15 protein-coding genes and 1 pseudogene are annotated in these 19282 nt (G+C 63.2%); 8 read left to right on the top strand and 8 right to left on the bottom strand.

What is annotated here, in order from left to right; all coding sequences use genetic code 11:
• Window positions 1-246 precede the first annotated feature (246 nt).
• Together V1290_RS29930 and V1290_RS29925 are read right to left on the bottom strand one after the other, a co-directional pair.
• The gene (locus tag V1290_RS29930; protein ID WP_334367702.1) at window positions 247-1119 is read right to left on the bottom strand and encodes a VOC family protein; all 873 of its coding nucleotides are present in this window, start codon (window positions 1117-1119) and stop codon (window positions 247-249) included.
• Complete coding sequence (locus V1290_RS29925; RefSeq protein ID WP_334367701.1) at window positions 1116-2375, bottom strand: Glu/Leu/Phe/Val family dehydrogenase; 1260 nt, start codon at window positions 2373-2375, stop codon at window positions 1116-1118. The genes V1290_RS29930 and V1290_RS29925 overlap by 4 nt, the downstream gene beginning before the upstream one ends.
• A gap of 241 nt (window positions 2376-2616) precedes the next feature.
• Between V1290_RS29925 and V1290_RS29920 the strand changes: the two genes are divergently transcribed.
• Both V1290_RS29920 and rbsK read left to right on the top strand, forming a co-directional pair.
• Complete coding sequence (locus tag V1290_RS29920) at window positions 2617-3510, top strand: sugar kinase (RefSeq protein WP_334367700.1); 894 nt, start codon at window positions 2617-2619, stop codon at window positions 3508-3510.
• A gap of 24 nt (window positions 3511-3534) precedes the next feature.
• On the top strand, window positions 3535-4449 hold the full coding sequence (rbsK, locus tag V1290_RS29915) for a ribokinase (protein WP_334367699.1): 915 nt from the start codon (window positions 3535-3537) through the stop codon (window positions 4447-4449).
• 19 nt (window positions 4450-4468) lie between these two features.
• Here the strand turns inward: rbsK and V1290_RS29910 are convergent, their stop codons facing one another.
• Entirely contained in the window at window positions 4469-5689 is a 1221-nt protein-coding gene (locus V1290_RS29910; protein ID WP_334367698.1) for an NAD(P)/FAD-dependent oxidoreductase, read from the bottom strand.
• Between the two features lie 270 nt (window positions 5690-5959).
• Here V1290_RS29910 and V1290_RS29905 point away from each other — a divergent pair, with 270 nt between their 5' ends.
• Window positions 5960-6751: an enoyl-CoA hydratase/isomerase family protein gene (locus tag V1290_RS29905; protein WP_334367697.1), complete on the top strand. Its 792-nt coding sequence runs from the start codon at window positions 5960-5962 to the stop codon at window positions 6749-6751.
• 160 nt (window positions 6752-6911) lie between these two features.
• On the opposite strand, the gene V1290_RS29900 is transcribed toward V1290_RS29905, so the two are convergent.
• Window positions 6912-8618, bottom strand: a complete 1707-nt coding sequence (locus V1290_RS29900; RefSeq protein ID WP_334367696.1) for an IlvD/Edd family dehydratase — start codon at window positions 8616-8618, stop codon at window positions 6912-6914.
• 165 nt (window positions 8619-8783) lie between these two features.
• Here V1290_RS29900 and V1290_RS29895 point away from each other — a divergent pair, with 165 nt between their 5' ends.
• Together V1290_RS29895 and V1290_RS29890 are read left to right on the top strand one after the other, a co-directional pair.
• Window positions 8784-8921, top strand: a complete 138-nt coding sequence (locus tag V1290_RS29895; protein WP_334367695.1) for a hypothetical protein — start codon at window positions 8784-8786, stop codon at window positions 8919-8921.
• Window positions 8918-9610: a GntR family transcriptional regulator gene (locus tag V1290_RS29890; RefSeq protein ID WP_334367694.1), complete on the top strand. Its 693-nt coding sequence runs from the start codon at window positions 8918-8920 to the stop codon at window positions 9608-9610. Before V1290_RS29895 ends, V1290_RS29890 begins: the two co-directional genes overlap by 4 nt.
• Here the strand turns inward: V1290_RS29890 and V1290_RS29885 are convergent.
• Window positions 9607-10432: pseudogene (locus V1290_RS29885) on the bottom strand (NAD-dependent epimerase/dehydratase family protein). The gene V1290_RS29890 and the pseudogene V1290_RS29885 sit on opposite strands and share 4 nt — an antisense overlap.
• Window positions 10433-10526: 94 nt before the next feature.
• Between V1290_RS29885 and V1290_RS29880 the strand changes: the two are divergent.
• Window positions 10527-11495 carry an SMP-30/gluconolactonase/LRE family protein gene (locus V1290_RS29880; protein ID WP_334367693.1) on the top strand — a complete coding sequence of 323 codons (969 nt, stop codon included), beginning with the start codon at window positions 10527-10529 and terminating at the stop codon, window positions 11493-11495.
• Window positions 11496-11673: 178 nt separating this feature from the next.
• Here V1290_RS29880 and bla read toward each other — a convergent pair whose 3' ends face one another.
• From bla to V1290_RS29865, 3 genes are all read right to left on the bottom strand, one after another.
• On the bottom strand, window positions 11674-12531 hold the full coding sequence (gene bla, locus V1290_RS29875) for a subclass B3 metallo-beta-lactamase (protein WP_334369214.1): 858 nt from the start codon (window positions 12529-12531) through the stop codon (window positions 11674-11676).
• Between the two features lie 183 nt (window positions 12532-12714).
• Window positions 12715-14145, bottom strand: a complete 1431-nt coding sequence (locus V1290_RS29870) for an aldehyde dehydrogenase family protein (protein WP_334367692.1) — start codon at window positions 14143-14145, stop codon at window positions 12715-12717.
• Between the two features lie 287 nt (window positions 14146-14432).
• Window positions 14433-16799, bottom strand: coding sequence for a transketolase (locus V1290_RS29865; protein WP_334367691.1), 2367 nt, complete (start codon window positions 16797-16799; stop codon window positions 14433-14435).
• 137 nt (window positions 16800-16936) lie between these two features.
• Between V1290_RS29865 and V1290_RS29860 the strand changes: the two genes are divergently transcribed.
• Complete coding sequence (locus V1290_RS29860) at window positions 16937-17398, top strand: Lrp/AsnC family transcriptional regulator (RefSeq protein WP_057844495.1); 462 nt, start codon at window positions 16937-16939, stop codon at window positions 17396-17398.
• 263 nt (window positions 17399-17661) lie between these two features.
• A complete protein-coding gene (locus V1290_RS29855) occupies window positions 17662-18945 on the top strand; it encodes an IS110 family transposase (protein ID WP_334367690.1) in 1284 nt (427 codons plus the stop codon).
• Window positions 18946-19282: the final 337 nt, after the last annotated feature.

Genomic DNA, 19282 nt, shown 5'->3' with positions numbered 1-19282 from the left:
CGTTGGTCGCATCGAGCAAGCTGTAGCATGCAGGGAAGCGTTTGAGAATGAAGGTTGTTCACCGTTGTTCACCCTCCCCTGGAGGGGGAGGGTCGTATCGCATCGTGCGAAGCAAGATGCGATACGGGGTGTGGGTGACAGTCTCTCCATTGAGGCGGTGGTGCGGGTGGAGAGATCACCCCACCCCGTCTCACGTTTCGCTACGCTCAACGTGAGCCGACCCTCCCCTCCAGGGGAGGGTGAACTTCAGTCGGGCTTCCCCGCCGACGGCTGCACCAGCAGCGTGGGGACCCCGTATGCGCCGTTCCGCACCGTCATGACCCGCGTTCCCGGCTTGCGGCCGGTGCGGACTTCCGAGGCGTCGACGCCGGCCTGGACAAGCCGCGCATGGGTGGCGTCGATGTCGGTGACGCGCCAGCACAGGCCGCGAAGCTTGTCTTGAAGTTTGTCTTGAAATTTGTCCTGCGGCGTATCCGTCTCCTTGCCCGGCCGGTGCGTGACCTCGACGATGAGGTCGCCGCAGCGGAAGAACATCAGCCGGCCCCAATCGTGGTGCGAGCGGTCGAGCGCCATGTCGAGGCCGAGCCGCGCACCGTAGAGCGCTGCGGCCCGTTCCGGGTCCGACGTCGAGACCACGACATGGTCCAGCGCCGTGATCGATCCGGGCGTGGTTCTAACCGACAGCGGGCGCTCCTTGTCGCGCTCGAGGAAAAACATGCGGACGCCGCGCGTGGCCTCTGTTGCCGCGCGTGTGCGCTTCCACGACAGCACGGCACCCGAGATCGCGTCGCGGCTTTCGACGTCGGCGATCACGTCCGGCTTCAGCGTCAGCCGGTCGAGCCTGCGATGCATTTTGGCGATGTCGCTGGTTCGGAAGCAGATGCTTGCGAGTCCCTCGCCTTGCACGGCAAGTACGCTGCGAATTCGGTCGGCATTGGCACCCTCGCCGCTCGGCGCCATCAATTCCAGCGTGGTGTTGTCGAGCGTGAACAGGACGCGGTCGGCGCCGTCCCCGCTGTTCTGCCAGGCCGGTGCGCGGGCAAACAAGGTCTGGTAAGCGGCGGAGGCTGCGTTGATGTCGCCGGTGAGAACGACGACGTGATCTAGGCCGGTGATCACGGAAAAAGTCCCCGCACGTTTTTGGCGGCGCGCACCTTCTCGACGCCGATCGCCATCGCCGCCGTGCGGTGCGGGATCTTGTCGGCTTTGGCCCGCTGCAGCATCTGGTCGAAGGCGCGATCGAGGATCGCGTATTCGCGCCGCGTCACTTCCTCTTCCTCCCAGAACAATTGCTGCAGGTCCTGCACCCACTCGAAGTAGCTGACGACGACGCCGCCGGAATTGCAGAGAATGTCGGGGATCAGGAACACTTCGCCCTGGCGCTTTTCCAGCACCAGATCGGCTTCCGGCGTGGTCGGACCGTTGGCGCCCTCGGCCAGCACGCGGCACTTCAGGTTTTCGGCGACCCTGGCATCGATCACCCGCTCCATCGCCGCCGGCACCAGCACGTCGCAGGGCAGCGTGAAGATTTGCTCGGGATCGAAAGTCAACTCGTTGGAGAACCCGGCGATACTTCCATGCGCGCCCGCATGTCGCATCAATGCCGGGATATCCAGTCCCTTCGGATCATGCAGCGCGCCGGTGTGATCGCTGACCGCGATGATCTTCAGGCCATATTGTTGCAGTTCCAGCGCGGCGTAGGAGCCGACATTGCCAAAGCCCTGGATCACGGCGGTCGCGCTGCCCGGATTGATCGATAGCTCCTTGAGCACCCGCTTGGCGAGATAGGCGACGCCGCGCCCGGTTGCTTCGCGCCGGCCGAGCGTACCGCCGGATGAGACCGGCTTGCCGGTCACGATCTCGGTCACCGTTTGGCCCTGGTACATCGAATAGGTGTCCATGAACCAGGCCATCACCTGTTCGTTGGTGCCCATGTCCGGCGCCATCACATCGGTATGCGGACCGACGAACGGGATCATCTCTTGCATGTAGCGGCGCGACAGCCCTTCCAACTCGCGCTTGGAGATCGTGGTAAGATCGACATTGACGCCGCCCTTGGCGCCGCCATAGGGCAAACCGACAAGGGCACATTTCCAGCTCATCCAGATCGCGAGCGCTGCGACCTCGCCGATGTCGACAGAGGGTGCAAACCGCGTGCCGCCTTTGGTCGGACCGAGGGTGAGATGGTGCTGGACGCGATAGCCTTCGAACACTGCGACCGTGCCATCGTCGCGGTGGATCGGGCAAGAGACAGTAACCGCCCGCTTCGGCATCAGGATGCGGCCGCGCTCATCCATCGGGATTTCCAGATGGTTGGCGATGACGCCAAACTGATTAACCGCCATGTCGAACACAGGACCGGAATAAACCGTCATCATTTTCTCCACTTTTGTCGCGCCGGTGGGGAAACCCGGGCAGCCGTCAGCCGTTATACGACGGTATGCCCAAGCCCCCCTTAAGGACGGTCGCAGTCTCCTCTATACTCCGATCTCAAGCAGCAAAGACGGCACGGTTGCGAATAATTTCAGCGAATGCATCCGATAACCAGTGCTAATGTGTGTGCGCCGCGCCGGGACCATCTTCGCCCAACACTCTGCAGGACATGACGGAAAACGCATGCAGGCCCTCTTCATCGGACAGACCTATATCGACGTTACCTTCATCACCGACCACATGCCGACCGGCGACGAAAAACATGTGGCCTCGGCCTACGCGGTATCGTTTGGCGGCAACGCCGTGACGGCGGCGTTCTGCTGCGCCAAGCTCGGGATCGTGCCGGACCTGATTGCGACCATGGCCAACGACTGGCTCGGCCGCATGTTTCAGGATATGGCCGCGAAATATGGAATCTCGATCCATCCGCGCAAGGTCAACTCCTCGTCGCTGTCGTTCATCATGCCGAAAGACGGCAAACGCGCCATCGTACGCTGCCGCGACGACGAGCACATTCATCCCTTCCCGATGCTGAACTTGAAGGGCTGCCGCGCGCTGCATGTCGACGGCCATCAGCCGGACGCTGCAATCCATTATGCCAAACTCTGCCGCGAGGACGGCATTCTGACATCGCTCGACGGCGGCGGCCTGCGCACCAACACCCATGAGCTGCTGGAGTTCATCGACGTCGCGATCGTGGCCGAACGGCTGTGCGAACAGATGGACAAGACGCCGGAGGCTATGCTGGATTATCTGAAGAGCCGCGGATGCCGGATCGGCGGCGTCACCATGGGCGAGAAGGGCCTGCTCTGGTATGACGAGACCGGTGCCGTCCGCCGCCTTCCCGCACTTCCGGTTACACCCGAACGCGTCATCGATACCAACGGCGCAGGCGACGTCTTCCACGGCGCCTATGTCTATTCCTATCTCGCCAATCCCGCTAAAAGCTGGCAGGAGCATTTCGAGCTTGCGCGCGCCGCCTCGACCTTCAAGGTCCAGCGTCTCGGCAACGAGGCCGGCCTGCCGACGCTCGCCGACATCGAGGCGATCACGCGGGAGTTTCAGGTCAACGCCTGAGCAAGCGAACGGGGGTTGGTACGCATGGGGCGCGTGTTCGTCGCCGGCAGCATCAACATGGATGTGGTGGCGACGGCCGACCGCCATCCGAAGGTCGGCGAAACCGTCGCAGGCCAAGCGGTGCATTATTTTCCAGGCGGCAAGGGCGCCAACCAGGCCGTGGCCGCCGCAAAGCTCGGCGCACCGTCAACGCTGATCGGCCGGCTGGGCGCGGATGCGTTCGGCCAGCAATTGCGGCAGTTTCTCTCCGCCCAAGGCGTCGACCTCGCTCTGGTCAAGGACACCGCGGATGTCCATACCGGAACGGCCGTGATCACCATCGCCGACGCCGACAACACTATCGTCGTCGTACCCGGCGCCAACGCGCTGGTCAGCGCCGGGGATGTCACAGCCCCCGTGCTTGCCAAAGGCGACGTTGCCGTGAGTCAGTTCGAAATTCCGCAAGCCACGATCATCGCCTTCTTCAAACGGGCACGCGCGGCCGGCGCGACCACCATCCTCAATCCGGCGCCGGCGACCGTCTGCGGCCACGAACTGCTCGATCTCGTCGATATCCTCGTTCTGAACGAAACCGAGCTGGGGCTTCTCGCGCAGACCGAGCTTCACGACACCGACGACCCTTCCCGATTCGTCGAAGCGGCGCGGCGCCTGCCGACGGGCCTCGACAAAACCATCTGCGTCACACTCGGCAAGCGCGGCGTGCTCGCGCTTGTCGGCGGCGAACCCTCGCTGATTGCGGGACGGGCCGTAAAGGCCGTGGACACCACCGGCGCCGGCGATTGCTTCGTCGGCGCCCTCGCCGCGCAGCTTGCCAACGGCGAGGCAATCCACGACGCGCTCGAATACGCCAATGCCGCCGCATCGATCTGCGTGCAGCGAATGGGCGCCGCGCCGTCGATGCCGACGGCGGCGGAGGTGGCGGCGGTTTTGCGCTCGTAGCCTGACTTCGCAGGGTGGGCTAAGTCAACGCGCTCTTCAGGTCGAAGCTCGCGTCGGCAGCCTGCTCGGGCGTGATCGAGCCATGGGCGGCAAGCAGGCGCCGTCCGAACATGTGATCGCCCGCGCGATTGACGGATTCGATGCCGACGAGTTGCCCGCCCCTGTAGCAAAAAGCCGAGAATGCCGCTTTGGCTTGATCGCCGCGGACCACCACGCGGTCGTAGCCGGTGGTTAGTCCCGCAATCTGGAGCTTGTCGGGCCTCTGATCGCTCCAGAACCAGGGCAGGCCGTCATACGGCTTGGCATCGCCGGTCAGCCGGGCCGCGACGCAGCGCGCGTGGTCGGTAGCGTTTTGCACCGACTCCAGCCGCAGTGAGCCGCCGAAACGTGGGCTCGCAAACAGCGCGCAGTCGCCGATCGCCGAGATATTGGGATCGGCGGTCAGCAGGTGCTCATCGACGATGATGCCCGACGCGACCGGAAGGCCGGCGTCCGCCGCCAGTTCCACATTCGGCAACACGCCAACGCCGACCACAATCAGGTCGGCTTTCAAGTGCCGGCCATCGCTGAGGCTGACGCCCGTGACCTTGTGGCCGTCGCTCTCGATGCTGGTGACTTGCACGCCCAGATGAATACGAATGCCCGCCGCGGTATGGCGCGCCTGGAAGAATTCCGAAATCTCTGCCGTCACCGCGCGCGCCATCACGCGCGTGGCGAGTTCGACGACGTCGACTTCGAGGCCCTTGGCCCGGGCCGTCGCTGTGAACTCCAGCCCGATAAATCCGGCGCCGATGACGACGACGCGCTGGCCTTCGGTGATGTAGTCGCGCAGCGACTGGCTTTCGTCGAGCGTGCGCAAGTAACGCACGCTGTCGAGATTGGCGTTGGGAATGTCGAGCAGGCGGTTGCGCGCGCCGGTCGCCAGCACCAGATGGCCGTAATCGAGCGAAGCGCCGGAGGCGAGCGCCACCTTGCGGGCGGCGCGGTCGATGGACACCGCGCGATCGGAAATCAGGTCGATCTTCTGGTCGAGATAGAATTTTTCCGGCCGGAACATCAGGCTGTCGGGCCCGCCAGTTCCTTTCAGGTAGGCCTTGGACAGCGGCGGGCGCTGGTAGGGCAGATGGCCTTCATCGTTCAACAACACGATGCGTTCCGAAAAGCCGTGCTGGCGCAGCGAGGCCGCAACCTGATAGCCGGCGTGGCCCGCGCCGATGATGACAACCGCTCCTGCCGTCATAGGGACATCCTACGTTCGAGCGCACGGGAATGACCCATGTCGTTCCTCTCCAGTGATTTTGGCTTGCCTGCCTCGTCCCTTGGGAGCGGCGCTCGTGTCCGTCCCGAACGATGACGGGCGCTATCTGACCTCATGATACGAACAGACGCAAGGGCGTCGGCGGCCTTGAGGGCGGCCTTTGCCGCATTTTGCGGGCTTGGCCGGGGATTGTCACCTGTTGCCTTCTCTATTTAAATGTTCGGCCCATCCGCGCGCCCCGGAGGCCTTGCCATGTCGACTTCCGATGATACCGCCGCCCCTGCCCTGCTCAGGATCGAGGGCCCGATTGCCACGATCACGCTCAATCGCCCCGCCGCTTTCAACTCGATCAATCTGTCGATCGCGCAAAAGCTCGAGCAACTCGGCGCGGAGGTCGAAGGCAATGACGACGTAAGGGTGCTGGTGATCGAGGGCGAAGGCCGCGCCTTCTCGGCCGGCGGCGATCTGCAGACCATCGGCGCCGCCGCCGCCAACGATACAATCGCGCCCGTGGTCGGGGAACTGTTGAAGCACTACCACGCCTTCATCGAAGCGGTGCGGCGAATGCCGAAGATCGTGCTGTCGAGCGTCCACGGCTCCGCCGCCGGCGCCGGCATGGGCTTGGCATTCGTCACCGACCTCTGCATCGCAGCCGATGACGCCCGTTTCACGCCGGCCTATGCCAAGATTGGCGTCTCGCCGGATGGCGGCAGCACGGTCGGCATGGTCGGCACCGTCGGCACCCGCCGCGCGCTGCAGATCTTTCTGGCCGAAGACAGTTTTACCGCGCAGCAGGCCTATGAGTGGGGCCTGGTCGCCCGCGTCGTTCCGGCGGCAGAGTTGAAGGCCGAGACGCGCAAATTCGCCGAGCGGCTAGCACAGAACCCGCCAGCGGCGATCAGCGGCACCAAGTCGCTAGTCTATCAGGCCGCGGTCACGCCGACGAAGCAGCAGCTCGATGCCGAGGAGGCGAAGATCATCAATGCTATGCAAACGGATGAATTTCGCGTTGCGGTGAAGAAGTTCACCAGCAAATCGAAATGAGAGCGCCGAGCAAGTAAACTAGCTGTTGTCCCTGCGAACGCAGGGACCCATAACCACAAGCGTTCGTTGTTTTCGAAGGCGTCAGCCGTCTTGTTCTAACCGCGAGAGCAACGCGGTATGGGTCCCTGCGTTCGCACGGACGACGGCTTGGTTCGGCAAGCTAGTCCTTCCCCTGCCCGCGCATGAAATCGAAATCGCAACCCTCGTCGGCCTGCAGGATCGTCTCGTTGAACAGATGCGCGTAGCCGCGCCTGGCCCAATCGGGCGTCACGGCCGGTGCCAGCGCCGCGCGCCGCTTTGCCAGCTCCGCCTCGTCGACGAGCAGGTCGATGCTACGCTTGGCGACGTCGAGCCGGATCATGTCGCCATTCTTCACCAGCGCCAGCGGCCCGCCCACGGCCGACTCCGGCGTGATGTGCAGCACGATGGTGCCGAACGCCGTTCCGCTCATCCGCGCGTCCGATATCCGCACCATGTCCTTGGTGCCGCCACGCGCAAGCTTCTTCGGGATCGGCAGATAGCCCGCTTCCGGCATGCCCGGCGCGCCTTTGGGACCGGCGTTGCGCAGCACCAGCACGTCGTCGGCGTTGACGTCGAGATCGGGATCGTCGACCCGCAGCGTCATGTCTTCGACCGATTCGAATACCACGGCGCGCCCGGTGTGCTGCAGCAGTTTTGGGCTCGCCGCCGACTGCTTGATGACGGCGCCACGCGGCGCGAGGTTGCCATGCAGTACCGCCATTGCGCCTTCGGCCTTGATCGGATTGTCGCGCGGACGGATGGCGTCCTGTCCCGGAACATCTTCCGCGCCAGCGACAACGTCGCGCAGCGTTTGGCCGGTGATGGTCTTGGCGTCGAGATCGATGAGATCGCCAAGTTGCGCCATCAACTTCGGCACGCCGCCGGCATGATGGAAATGCTCCATGTAATGCTCGCCCGACGGTTTCAGATCGACGAGCACCGGCACCTCGCGGCCGAGCCTGTCGAATGTCTCGAGGTCGATCTTGTGCGGCGAGCGATGGGCGATCGCGGTGAGATGGATCAGGCCATTGGTCGAGCCCCCGATCGCCTGCATCACGACCTGCGCGTTGCGGAACGATGCCGGCGTCAGAATCTCGCTCGGCCTCGGTCCCTTGGCCTTCGCCATTTCAGCCGCCACCCTGCCGCTGGCCTCGGCCGAACGAAAACGTTCGGCATGCGGCGCCGGGATCGTCGCACTCATCGGCAGCGACAGCCCGAGTGCCTCGGTGATGCACGCCATGGTGCTGGCGGTGCCCATCACCATGCAGGTGCCGACCGACGGCGCCAGCCGGCCGTTGACGGCTTCGATCTCGTTGTCATCGATCTCGCCTGCGCGATATTTCGCCCAGAGCCGGCGGCAATCGGTACAGGCGCCGAGCACCTCGCCCCTATGATGCCCGACCACCATCGGGCCCACCGGAATGACGACGGTCGGCAGATCGGCCGAGACTGCGGCCATGATCTGCGCCGGTAACGTCTTGTCGCATCCCCCGATCACGACCACGGCGTCCATCGGCTGCGCGCGGATCATCTCCTCGGTGTCCATCGCCATCAGATTGCGCAGGTACATCGAGGTCGGATAGGCAAAGCTCTCGGCGATCGAAATCGTCGGGAACACCATCGGCATCGCACCCGACAGCATCACGCCGCGCTTCACCGCTTCGATGATCTGCGGAACGTTGCCGTGACAGGGATTGTAGTCGCTGTAAGTATTGGTGATGCCGACGATCGGCCTGTTCAGCGCATCATCCGAGTAGCCCATGGCCTTGATGAAGGCCTTGCGCAGGAATAGCGAGAAGCCCGCATCGCCATAACTCGTCAGTCCCTTGCGAAGTCCGTCGGCCATTTTTTCTTCCTGTCGTCGTGGATGGGCACTTAAGGAGCCCGGCAGATTATTGTCAATGTTTGATCATTTGGTGCTGTGAGCGAGGTCTATCGCCAAACATACTGCGGCATTATTGACAATAATGTGCTTGCGTGCTGACTTTCCGTCCAAACTGGAAACGCGCTCATGAACCAACCGTTGCGCATTGGCATCGTCGGCGCCGGCATGGTGAGCCGCCATCATCTCATTGCCTGGGCGAGCATATCAGATCAGGCCCGCGTCGAGGATTGCTATCGGCCGTCGGGCTGGGAGGCTTTGCGATGAAGCCGCAGGAATCATTGACGGAAACTTCCGCGCCGACGCGCGAGGAGGAACAGGCGGAAGTCATCCGCCGGCTGGAAGAGGACATCATCTTCGGCCGCTTTGCGCCGGGCTCGCGGCTGGTCGAGGACACGCTGATGCAGCGCTACGGCGCCAGCCGGCATTTCGTCCGCCAGGCGCTATTCCAACTCGAACGTCAAGGCATCGTGCGGCGCGAAAAAAACATCGGCGCCACCGTGCGGTTCTATTCGGCCGCGGAGGTGCGCCAGATCTACGAGGTCCGGGAAATGCTGACGCGGCAGGCGGCGCTGATGATTGCGCTGCCCGCCCCGGCCAGCCTGATCGAGCAGTTGAACGAGCTGCAGCGGCAATATTGCGCCAGGGCCGACGCGCAGGATTTGCGCGGCATTCATGAGGCTAACGACGCGTTTCACGTCGCGCTGTTCTCCGCCTGCGGCAACCCCTATCTGGTGCGCTCGCTGCAGGATTACATGAACCTGACGCTGCCGATGCGCGCCAAGAATCTCGCCGACAGGGAGGGACTGGCACTATCGCGTCGGCAGCATGAACTCATGATTGAACTCTTGAAGGGCCGCGATAGCTGGGCGCTGGCGCAGCTCTGCGTCGATCATATGCAGTTCAGCAAGTCGGATTATCTCGGGCGGATCGCCGAGGATGAGGGCAAGCGCTAGCGCTTGCTCCAATCCACGATCCGGCTCTCGTCGCCGTCGAACTCCATGCTGCAGAACGCGCCGCCCTGGTAGTAATCGCCGACCGGATCCGCTTTTAACTTGGCCTGCTCGGCCATCGCGTACTCGCGGAAATCCTCAGCCCGGCCGGTCGGCCGATAGCCGAGCTCGTAGGCGCGATGGTTGTCCCACCAGGCGCGCTCGTTGTAGGAGGCGCCGTAGAAGATTTCGAAGTGAATGTCGGGGTGGTCGAGCCCGATGCGGCAGAGCTGCACCAGGTCCTCCGGCTTCAGCCAGATTGACAGGCGGCGGTGGTCGAGTGGCATCTCGCCGAAATTGCCGATCCGGATACAAGTGACGCCAAGCCCGTGCTTGTCGGCATAGAGCGCGCCCACGGCCTCGCCGAACACCTTGCTGACGCCGTAGCGGCTGTCGGGCCGTGCGGTTACGTCGGTGCCGATCCGGTGATGGCGCGGATAGAAGCCGACCGCGTGGTTCGACGAGGCGAACACCACGCGCTTGACGCCCTTTTTTCCGCGCCGCTTCGAACAGATTGTAGCCGCCGATAATGTTGGATTGCAGGATCGAGTCCCACGGACCTTCCACCGAGTAGCCGCCGAAATGCAGGATGCCGTCGATGCCTTCGCAGATCGCCTCAACCTGCGCCATGTCGGCGAGATCGGCCGCCTTGAACTTCTCGTCCTTGCCGAGATCGGCCGGCGGCTTCAAGTCGCTCAGCAACAGGTCCGGATAGATCGGCTGCAAGAGCTTGCGCAAGGATGTGCCGATCCCGCCGGCGGCGCCGGTCATCAATATGCGTGGCATTTGTTTCCTCTTAATCTCGCGATCGATTTGCGGTCATTAGCAGGTAATGATAGCTAACCCAAACGCTCTGGGAACGCACCAACGAGAACAGCAAATGTCCGATGCAGCATCGCATTCAGCCGGCTGGCGCCCGGCCATCTATTATCCCGATCCGGCCATCCGCGCGCTCGATCCGCGCTTTGAGAAGTATTGGCTCAAGCTGTCGGCGGTGGAGCGGCTGACCACAGGGTTGCGCTGGGCCGAAGGGCCGGTGTGGTTCGGCGACGGGCGATATCTGTTGTGCAGCGACATCCCGAACCAGCGTATCATCAAGTGGGAGGAGGAGACCGGCGCGGTCAGCATCTTCCGCAAGCCGTCGAATTTCGCCAACGGCAACACCCGTGATCGGCAGGGACGCCTGGTCACCTGCGAGCACGGCGGGCGGCGGGTGACGCGTACCGAATATGACGGTTCGATCACGGTGCTGATCGATTCCTTCGACGGTAAGCGGTTGAACTCTCCGAACGACGTCGTGGTGAAGTCCGACGGCTCGATCTGGTTCACTGATCCGGTGTTCGGCCTCCTCGGCAACTATGAGGGCTACAAGGCCGAACCCGAGATCGACGCCAATGTCTATCGGCTGGATATCGCGACCGGCAAGGCCACCATCGTCGCCGAGGGCGTGCTGGGACCGAACGGGCTCGCTTTCTCGCCGGACGAAAAAATCCTCTATATCATCGAGTCCCGCGGCGCACCCAACCGCAAGATCCTCGCTTATGACGTCTCGCCTTCCGGCGACAAGCTGTCCAACAAGCGCGTGTTTGTCGATGCGGGACCAGGCACGCCGGATGGTTTTCGAATAGACATCGACGGCAATCTGTGGTGCGGCTGGGGCATGGGCGATCCCGAACTCGACGGCGTGGTCGTGTTCGCTCCCGACGGCGTCATGATCGGCCGCATTGCGCTACCCGAACGCTGCGCCAACCTCTGCTTCGGCGGGGTCAAGCGCAACCGACTGTTCATGGCCGCAAGCCAGTCGATCTACGCGCTCTATGTGAACACGCAGGGCGCGCCGGGAGGATAGCTCCCCGCACACACCGCTGTCATCCCGGCGAAAGCCGGGACCCATAACCACAGGATCGAGTTGCTGGAGCAAGCTGGAGCACCAGCCTTCGCAAAACGACTTCCTGTGGTTATGGGTCCCGGATCGGCGCTCGCGATGCTCGCTTGTCCGGGACGACGGGAAGTTAGAACTCGCCCGCTCACCCCTTCTTTTCCTGCGCGGCGGCGGTTTGCTTGGCAAGCGCGTCTTCAAACGCCTTCTCCAGCGTCGCCGCATAGGCGTTGAACTCGCCGGGGCTGACGAACGGATTGGGTCCACCTTCAGCGAGCTTGGCGCGCTTCTCCGCCATCTTGTACATTTCCGGATGCGGCGCGAGCAGCACGTCCGGCTTGATGTCCTTTGCCCGCACGAACGTCTTCCGGTAATCGGTAACGATTCCGGAATAGGTCGGGTTGCCGGCGAGGCGGTTCAGCGCCACCGTGCCGCTACAGAAGATGAGGACCGAGCGCGTGGCGTCACCGTCCTTCACCGAGAACGACCAACTCGTGCAGCCCGGCGAATGGCCGGGGGTTTCGCGGGCGGTCAACGTGACGTCACCTACGGTGACCGTGTCGCCTTCGCGAACCGTGCGATCGACCTTCACGGGCGGGAACGCGAGCGAGGTGTCTTCCCGCGCGCCCGGATAGTAGCCGCCTTCAAGCAGCGGCTTGTCAGCTTCGCCGGCGACCATCTGGCCGCCGCTGGCCTGCTTCATTTCGGCGAGGCCGCCGGTGTGATCGATGTGCGCGTGAGTATTGAGCAGATATTTGACGTCGGTGATCTTGAATCCGAGTTTCTCGATGTTCGCTTTGATCTGCGTCGTTGATTCCGGCATTACCGTATCGATCAGGATATGGCCCTGCGGCGATGTGATCAGATAGGAGGCCAGGCCGTCGGTTCCGACATAATAGACGTTGCCGATCATCTTGAACGGCTCGGTCGGCGTGTTCCACTTTACCTTGAGGGCTGCGATCAGGTCCCTGGGAGTCTGCGCCTGAACGGCGGTCGTCAGCGACATCAGCGCGACGAGCGCAACCGGCAATTTTCTTCACGGGCATCCTCCACACTTTTCTTGTTAGATCGTCGCAGTATCGGCGCGCATTGACGTTGGCTTCAGCCTGACGATGATTCTGGTCAAAAAAATGCCGGCCGCGGTTCCGCAGCCGGCATCTTTCACGATCGGCGCGAGCGCCGCATCAATTTACGCCGCGTTGTAGCCGGCGACCGCCTTGACCTCGAGATATTCTTCGAGGCCGTACTTGCCCCATTCGCGGCCGTTGCCGGACTGCTTGTAGCCGCCGAACGGCGCGGTGCGGTCGTTCGGCACGCCCTGCAGGTTGACGTTGCCGGCGCGGATCTGGCGGGCGACGCGACGCGCGCTTTCTACCGTATCGCCCGTGACATAACCGGCGAGACCATAGGGCGTGTCGTTGGCGATGCGCACCGCATCGGCTTCATCCTTGGCGCCGATGATCGTCAGCACCGGTCCGAAGATTTCCTCGCGGGCGATCGTCATCTCGTTGGTGACGTCGGCGAAGATGGTCGGGCGGACATAGAAGCCCTTGTTGACGCCCTCGGGGAGACCGGGACCGCCGGCCACCAGCGTTGCGCCTTCGTCGATGCCCTTCTTGATCAGCGCCTGGATCTTGTCCCACTGGCCGCGATTGACGACGGGGCCGATGGTGGTGCCTTCGGCGCGCGGATCACCTGCCTTGGTCTTGTCGGCGACACCCTTGGCGATGGCGGCGACTTCCTTCATCTTCGACAGCGGCACGATCATCCGCGATGGCGCGTTGCACGACTGTCCGGAGTTGTTGAACATGTGCATCACGCCGCCGGTGACTGCCTTGGTGAGATCGGCGCCTTCGAGGATGACGTTCGGCGACTTGCCGCCGAGTTCCTGGCTGACGCGCTTCACGGTGGGCGCAGCGCGCTTGGCGACGTCGACGCCGGCTCGGGTCGAGCCCGTGAACGAGATCATGTCGATGTCCGGGTGCTCGGCCATCGCGGCGCCGACTTCGGGGCCAAGGCCGTTGAGCAGGTTGAACACGCCCTTCGGTACGCCCGCTTCATGGAGGATTTCCGCGAAGATCAGGGCCGAGGTCGGCGTGAATTCCGAAGGCTTCAGGATCATGGTGCAGCCGGCGGCGAGCGCGGGCGCGACCTTGCAGGCGATCTGGTTGAGCGGCCAGTTCCAGGGCGTAATCATGCCGACGACGCCGACCGGCTCGCGCACGACGACGGCCGAAGGAAGCGTCTCCTCGAAATGATAGTTCTTCAACACCTCGAGCGTGGAGGCGATGTGGCCGAGGCCGGCACCGGCCTGCAGCCGTTCGGCCATCGGCAGCGGCGCGCCCATCTCGTCGGACACGGCGGCGCCGATCTCCTTCATGCGGCCCTTGTAGATCTCGATGATCTTTTCGAAGAGCGCAATGCGCTCTTCGCGGCTGGTCTGCGAATAGGTCACGAAGGCGCGCTTGGCGGCGGCAACGGCCTTGTCGAGGTCGGCCTTGGAGCCGAGCGCAACTTCATACATCGCCTCTTCGGTCGCCGGATTGACGACGGGTGTGGACTTCTTGACGACAGGATCGACCCAGGCGCCATCGATGTAGAATTGCATGCGATTGACCATCGGAAACCTCTTTAATCTCGGAGCAATGGAGGGAGGAACGGAAGCGTTCGGCAGGCATCCTTGCACGAAAGCCAGGGCAGTTGAACCCGCCATATGCGGGGTGCCGCAATGCGGCAGGCGCTGGATATAAGGGTGGCGGTGTGAGGGTGGCAAGGTGCGTACCTCACCGTCGTCCCTGCGAACGCAGGGACCCATACGCCGCGGCCTATCTCTGGGCACGCTGGCAGATACCTCCTGACGCAACTACTCCCTGTGGTTATGAGTCCCTGCGTTCGCAGGGACGACGGCTACACCGCCATCTTCCGATGCCGCACCGGCGCACCTACCGTGAGGCTTTCTGCCGCGTCGATGATGGCGTTGGCGTCGATGCCGTAGTGGCGGTAGAGGTCGCCGATCGTGCCGGTCTGGCCGAACTGCTCGACGCCGAGCGCTTCAGTGCGGTGGCCGCGGACGCTGCCGAGCCAGCCGAGCGCGGCCGGATGGCCGTCGATCACGGTGACGAGGCCGCCATCGCGCGACAGCGGCGCCAGCAGCTTTTCGATATGACTGAGATGCTGGATGCCACGGCGGTCACGGCGCAAGTTCCGCGCGGCGGACCAACCCGCATGCAGCCGGTCCGCGGAGGTTACCGCCAGTAAACCGACATCGCGGTGGCTTTCGCCGATCAAGCCCACCGCCTCGATCGCCTCGGGCGCGACCGCGCCGGTATAGGCGATCACGATATCGCAATTGGCGCCTGGCTCGCGTAGCCAGTAAGCGCCCGCGGTGATGTCGCTCTGCAAGGCCGGCGTCATGATGCGCTGCGGCTGGTCGACCGTGCGGGTCGACAGCCGCAGATAGACCGAACCGCCCTCGCCGTCTTCGCGCTGCATATGGCGGAAGCCCCACCCCATGATCACGGCAAGTTCATCGACGAACGCCGGCTCGAACGAAGCCAGCCCGTCCTGCGCCATTCCGATCAAGGGCGTGGCGATCGACTGATGCGCGCCGCCTTCCGGCGCCAGCGTGATGCCGGATGGCGTCGCCACCACCATGAAGCGCGCGTCCTGGTAACAGGCGTAGTTCAGCGCATCGAGGCCGCGCTCGATAAAAGGATCGTACAACGTGCCGACCGGCAGCAGCCGCTCGCCGTTAATCTGATGCGACAGCCCGAGCGCCGACAGCATGATGAACAGGTTCATCTCGGCGATGCCGAGCTCGAGGTGCTGCCCCTTCGGCGAGAACTCCCAACTATAGGCGGACGGGATCTTCTCCTGCCGGAACAGGTCGTGGTTTTCGGCTTTGGCGAACAGCCCGCGGCGGTTGACCCAGGCGCCGAGATTGGTCGAGACGGTGACATCAGGCGATGCGGTTACGATGCGCGCGGCCAGTTCGGTATCGCCGCGCGCGAGCTCATTGAGCACCAGCCCAAAACCCTGCTGCGTCGACATCTGCGCCGCCGGTTTGAAAGTAAGCCGCTCGGGCACTTCGATCACTGGCGCGGTCAGCCGGCGGCGGCCTTCCTGGTTGAAGGGCGCTGCCGCCAAAAATGCTTCGAGCTCGGCCGGCGTCTGTGACAGGCCTTCGAACTTATCCCATTCATGGCCGGATCGGATGTTCTGCGCGGCGCGCCACTTCTCCATCTGCGCCACCGTCATCAGGCCGGCGTGGTTGTCCTTGTGGCCCTGCATTGGCAGGCCGACGCCCTTGATGGTGTAGGCGATGAAGCAGACCGGCCGATCGTGATCGATCGATTCAAACGCCTCGATCATGCTGGCCATGTCGTGTCCGCCGAGATTGGACATCAGCGCCAGCAATTCGTCGTCGCTGCGGCGGTCGATCAGTTGCGAGACCTGCCCCTGATCGCCGATGTCGTCCTGCAAGTGCTTGCGAAACGCCGTGCCGCCCTGGAAGCATAGCGCGGCGTACATCTGGTTCGGGCAATTGTCGATCCAGCGCCGCAAGGCCTCGCCGCCGGGCTCGGCGAATGCCGCCTGCATCAGGCGGCCGTATTTCACAATCACGACCTCCCAGCCGAAATTGCGAAACATCGTCTCGAACTTCGACCACAGCCCTTCACGGACGACCGCATCGAGGCTCTGGCGGTTGTAATCGACCACCCACCAGGTGTTGCGCAGCGCATGCTTCCAGCCCTCGAGCAGCGCCTCGAAAATATTGCCCTCGTCCATCTCGGCGTCACCAACGAGCGCAATCATCCGCCCCTCGGGGCGCTCCCTCATCCAGCCGTGGGCAGTGACGTAATCCTGCACCAGCGAGGAGAACAGGGTTTGCGCGACGCCGAGGCCGACCGAGCCGGTGGAGAAATCGACGTCGTCGGCGTCCTTGGTGCGCGACGGATAGGATTGCGCGCCCTTGAAGCCGCGGAAATTTTCCAGCTTGTCGCGGGTCTGGTGGCCGAACAGATATTGGATGGCGTGAAACACCGGGCTCGCATGCGGCTTCACCGCGACGCGGTCCTGCGGCCGTAGCACTGAGAAATACAGCGCCGACATGATGTTGGCGAGCGAGGCGGATGACGCCTGATGTCCACCGACCTTCAAGCCATCGACGTTAGGCCTGACGTGATTGGCGTGATGGATGGTCCATGACGACAACCACAAAACCTTGCGCGCCAGCGCGGTCAGCATTTCCAAGCGTGCGGGCTCGATCGGCATGGCCATGCTCCGGAGGCGTTCAGTATGCGCCGATTTTAGCGGGCGGTGGGCTACCAAAATTCTCAATTTCCTGCGACATACCGCCCGATATTGGGATAGTTTCCCACAATCCGCCTCCAAACCCTGAGTTCATCCCAATGCCCTCCCTCGACGCCATCGACCGCAAGATTCTTGCCCTGCTGCAGTCCGACAGCCGCATGACCATGCAGGAGCTCGCCGACAAGGTCGGCCTGTCCGTGTCGCCCTGCCATCGCCGCGTCAAGCTTCTGGAAGAGCGCGGCGTCATCACCCGCTACATTGCGACCGTCGACCAGAAATCGTTGGGGCTCCATGTCAGCGTCTTCATCTCGATCAAGCTGGCGCGGCAGAAGGAGGAAGACCTCAACCGCTTTGCCAAAGCGATCTCGAAGTGGGACGAAGTGCTGGAGTGCTATCTGATGACCGGCAATCGCGACTACCTCCTGCGCGTCGTGGCGGCCGACCTCTCCTCCTATGAAGCGTTCCTGAAGACCAAGCTGACGCGGCTCGACGGCATCGCTTCGATCGAGTCGAGCTTTGCACTGAGCCAGGTGAAGTATTCGATTGCCCTGCCGGTGTAGCTGTCGTCCCTGCGAACGCAGGGACCCATAACCACAGATCTGCATTGTTGAAGCAAAGCTGTCGATCATCGTCCCAAGACAACACCCGCCGCGGCGTATGGGTCCCTGCTTTCGCAGGGACGACGGAGATGGAGATAGTCGCGATACAAAATATGACTCCGCGTTCTCGCGGCACGACGCGCCCGAGATTTGCTTTTCATTTCCCGCCCTCTCATTCAGAGGGCGCAGGGAAGACCGGGTGCTGGCTGCACCCGCGGTCTCGTGTGCTGCTTGCGCATGAAAAACGCACACGAGCATACAGGTACAGCGGGAGCATCCCGGCCTTCCCTGCGCAATGGCTTTACGGCTTACTTCGTGCTCTTGTGTCCGCAAAACGTGCCAGAATGTGCGAACGGGCGGTTCTGATCAACCGCCCGTCGCTGGATCTGAGCCCGTTCGTGCTCAAAGGCCTTGAGCCTGTCGGGAAGCGGGGGACAGATCCGGTGTGTCTTCCTCAACCCGAACAGTTGCATGGGCTGCGAGCCCGAACCGAGCAAGGAAGGGAGTGGATGATGGCACAAAACGATCGCGCTGTCGCCGGTATCGACGTCGCCAAAGACAAGGTGGATGCATGCATTCGCTCGTTGTCTCAACGGCAGACGTTCCCGAGCACCGCGGAAGGGCGGCGCGCACTGATCCGCTGGCTTCGCAAACACAAGATCGGCAAGGCAGCGATGGAGGCTTCCGGCGGCTACGAGCGGGGGTGGGCCAAGGCGCTGCGCGAGGCCGGCATCGAGGTCCGGATCGACGATCCGAAGCGGGTGCGTAGCTTCGCCCGCTCGGCGGGGCGGCTCGCCAAGAACGATCCGATCGATGCAGAGATGATCGCCTGGTTCGCCGAGACCTTCACCGACGCGCCGGGCCAGGCCTACGATGCAGAACGTGAGAATCTGGTGCAGATCGTGACTGCGCGCCAAGCCCTGCTCGAGCTGCAGACGAGCCTGCAAAACAGGGACGAGCATTCCACGCCAGAGGTCGTGCAGAAAATGCAGGCACGGCTCCTGAAGAAGATTGCCGTCGAAGTTGCCAAGCTTGAGACTGCGATCGCAGCCCTGATCAAGGCCACGCCGCATTTTGCCGAGCTCGCCGAGATCATCGAAAGCGTGCCGGGGCTTGGCGAGATCACTTCCGCCGGCCTGATCGCGGCGATGCCGGAACTCGGCCAGGTCAGCAACAATATCGCCGCAGCCTTGTTGGGTGTGGCTCCTTACGATGACGACAGTGGTCGGCGGCAGGGTCAGCGCCACATCAAGGGCGGACGCCGCAAGGTCCGTAACATCTTCTACATGGCTTGTGTCGGGGCTGCGACCCAGCACAACCCTGTGCTCAAGGCCTTCTATCGTCGCCTGATCACCAAAGGGAAGGAGCCGAAGGTTGCGATGACCGCCTGCATGCGCAAACTCATCGTCATCCTCAACACCATGATCGCACGGCGCCAAAAATGGGATGCTGCCAGCTACAAAGTGAGCGATCCCGCTCGGCCCCTGCCGAGCGCATGCCCAGCCTAAAGACCGGTGAGCGGACGGGGTCAAGGCCGTCAGCCGCCGGAGGCGGTGGCGCGCAGCGCCAGCCTTGAGCCCGGCCGATCACCGGTCTACGAATACAGTTGCTTCCCGGAGAACGGCTCTTTTGCCTCCGTCGCCGACGGGATAATCCCCGCAGACTTAACGCCAGCACCGCGGCGCCCGAACCACACGACTTCGCCGTACGCTTCCGGCGCGTACGTCCAGCGCGCCATCAGCGTCCATCGCATCTCACCGCACGTTCGTGACGATCGCGAGCGCCCCTCAATGGGTGAGACGGGCGGAAATATGCGGCTGATTTGCCTCTCGCGTGAAGCGGAAT

The sequence above is a fragment of the Bradyrhizobium sp. AZCC 1578 genome (genome assembly GCF_036924675.1).
Taxonomy (GTDB): Bacteria; Pseudomonadota; Alphaproteobacteria; order Rhizobiales; family Xanthobacteraceae; genus Bradyrhizobium.
Note: the sequence above shows the minus strand (reverse complement) of the source record. Positions and strands in the feature narration are given on the sequence as shown.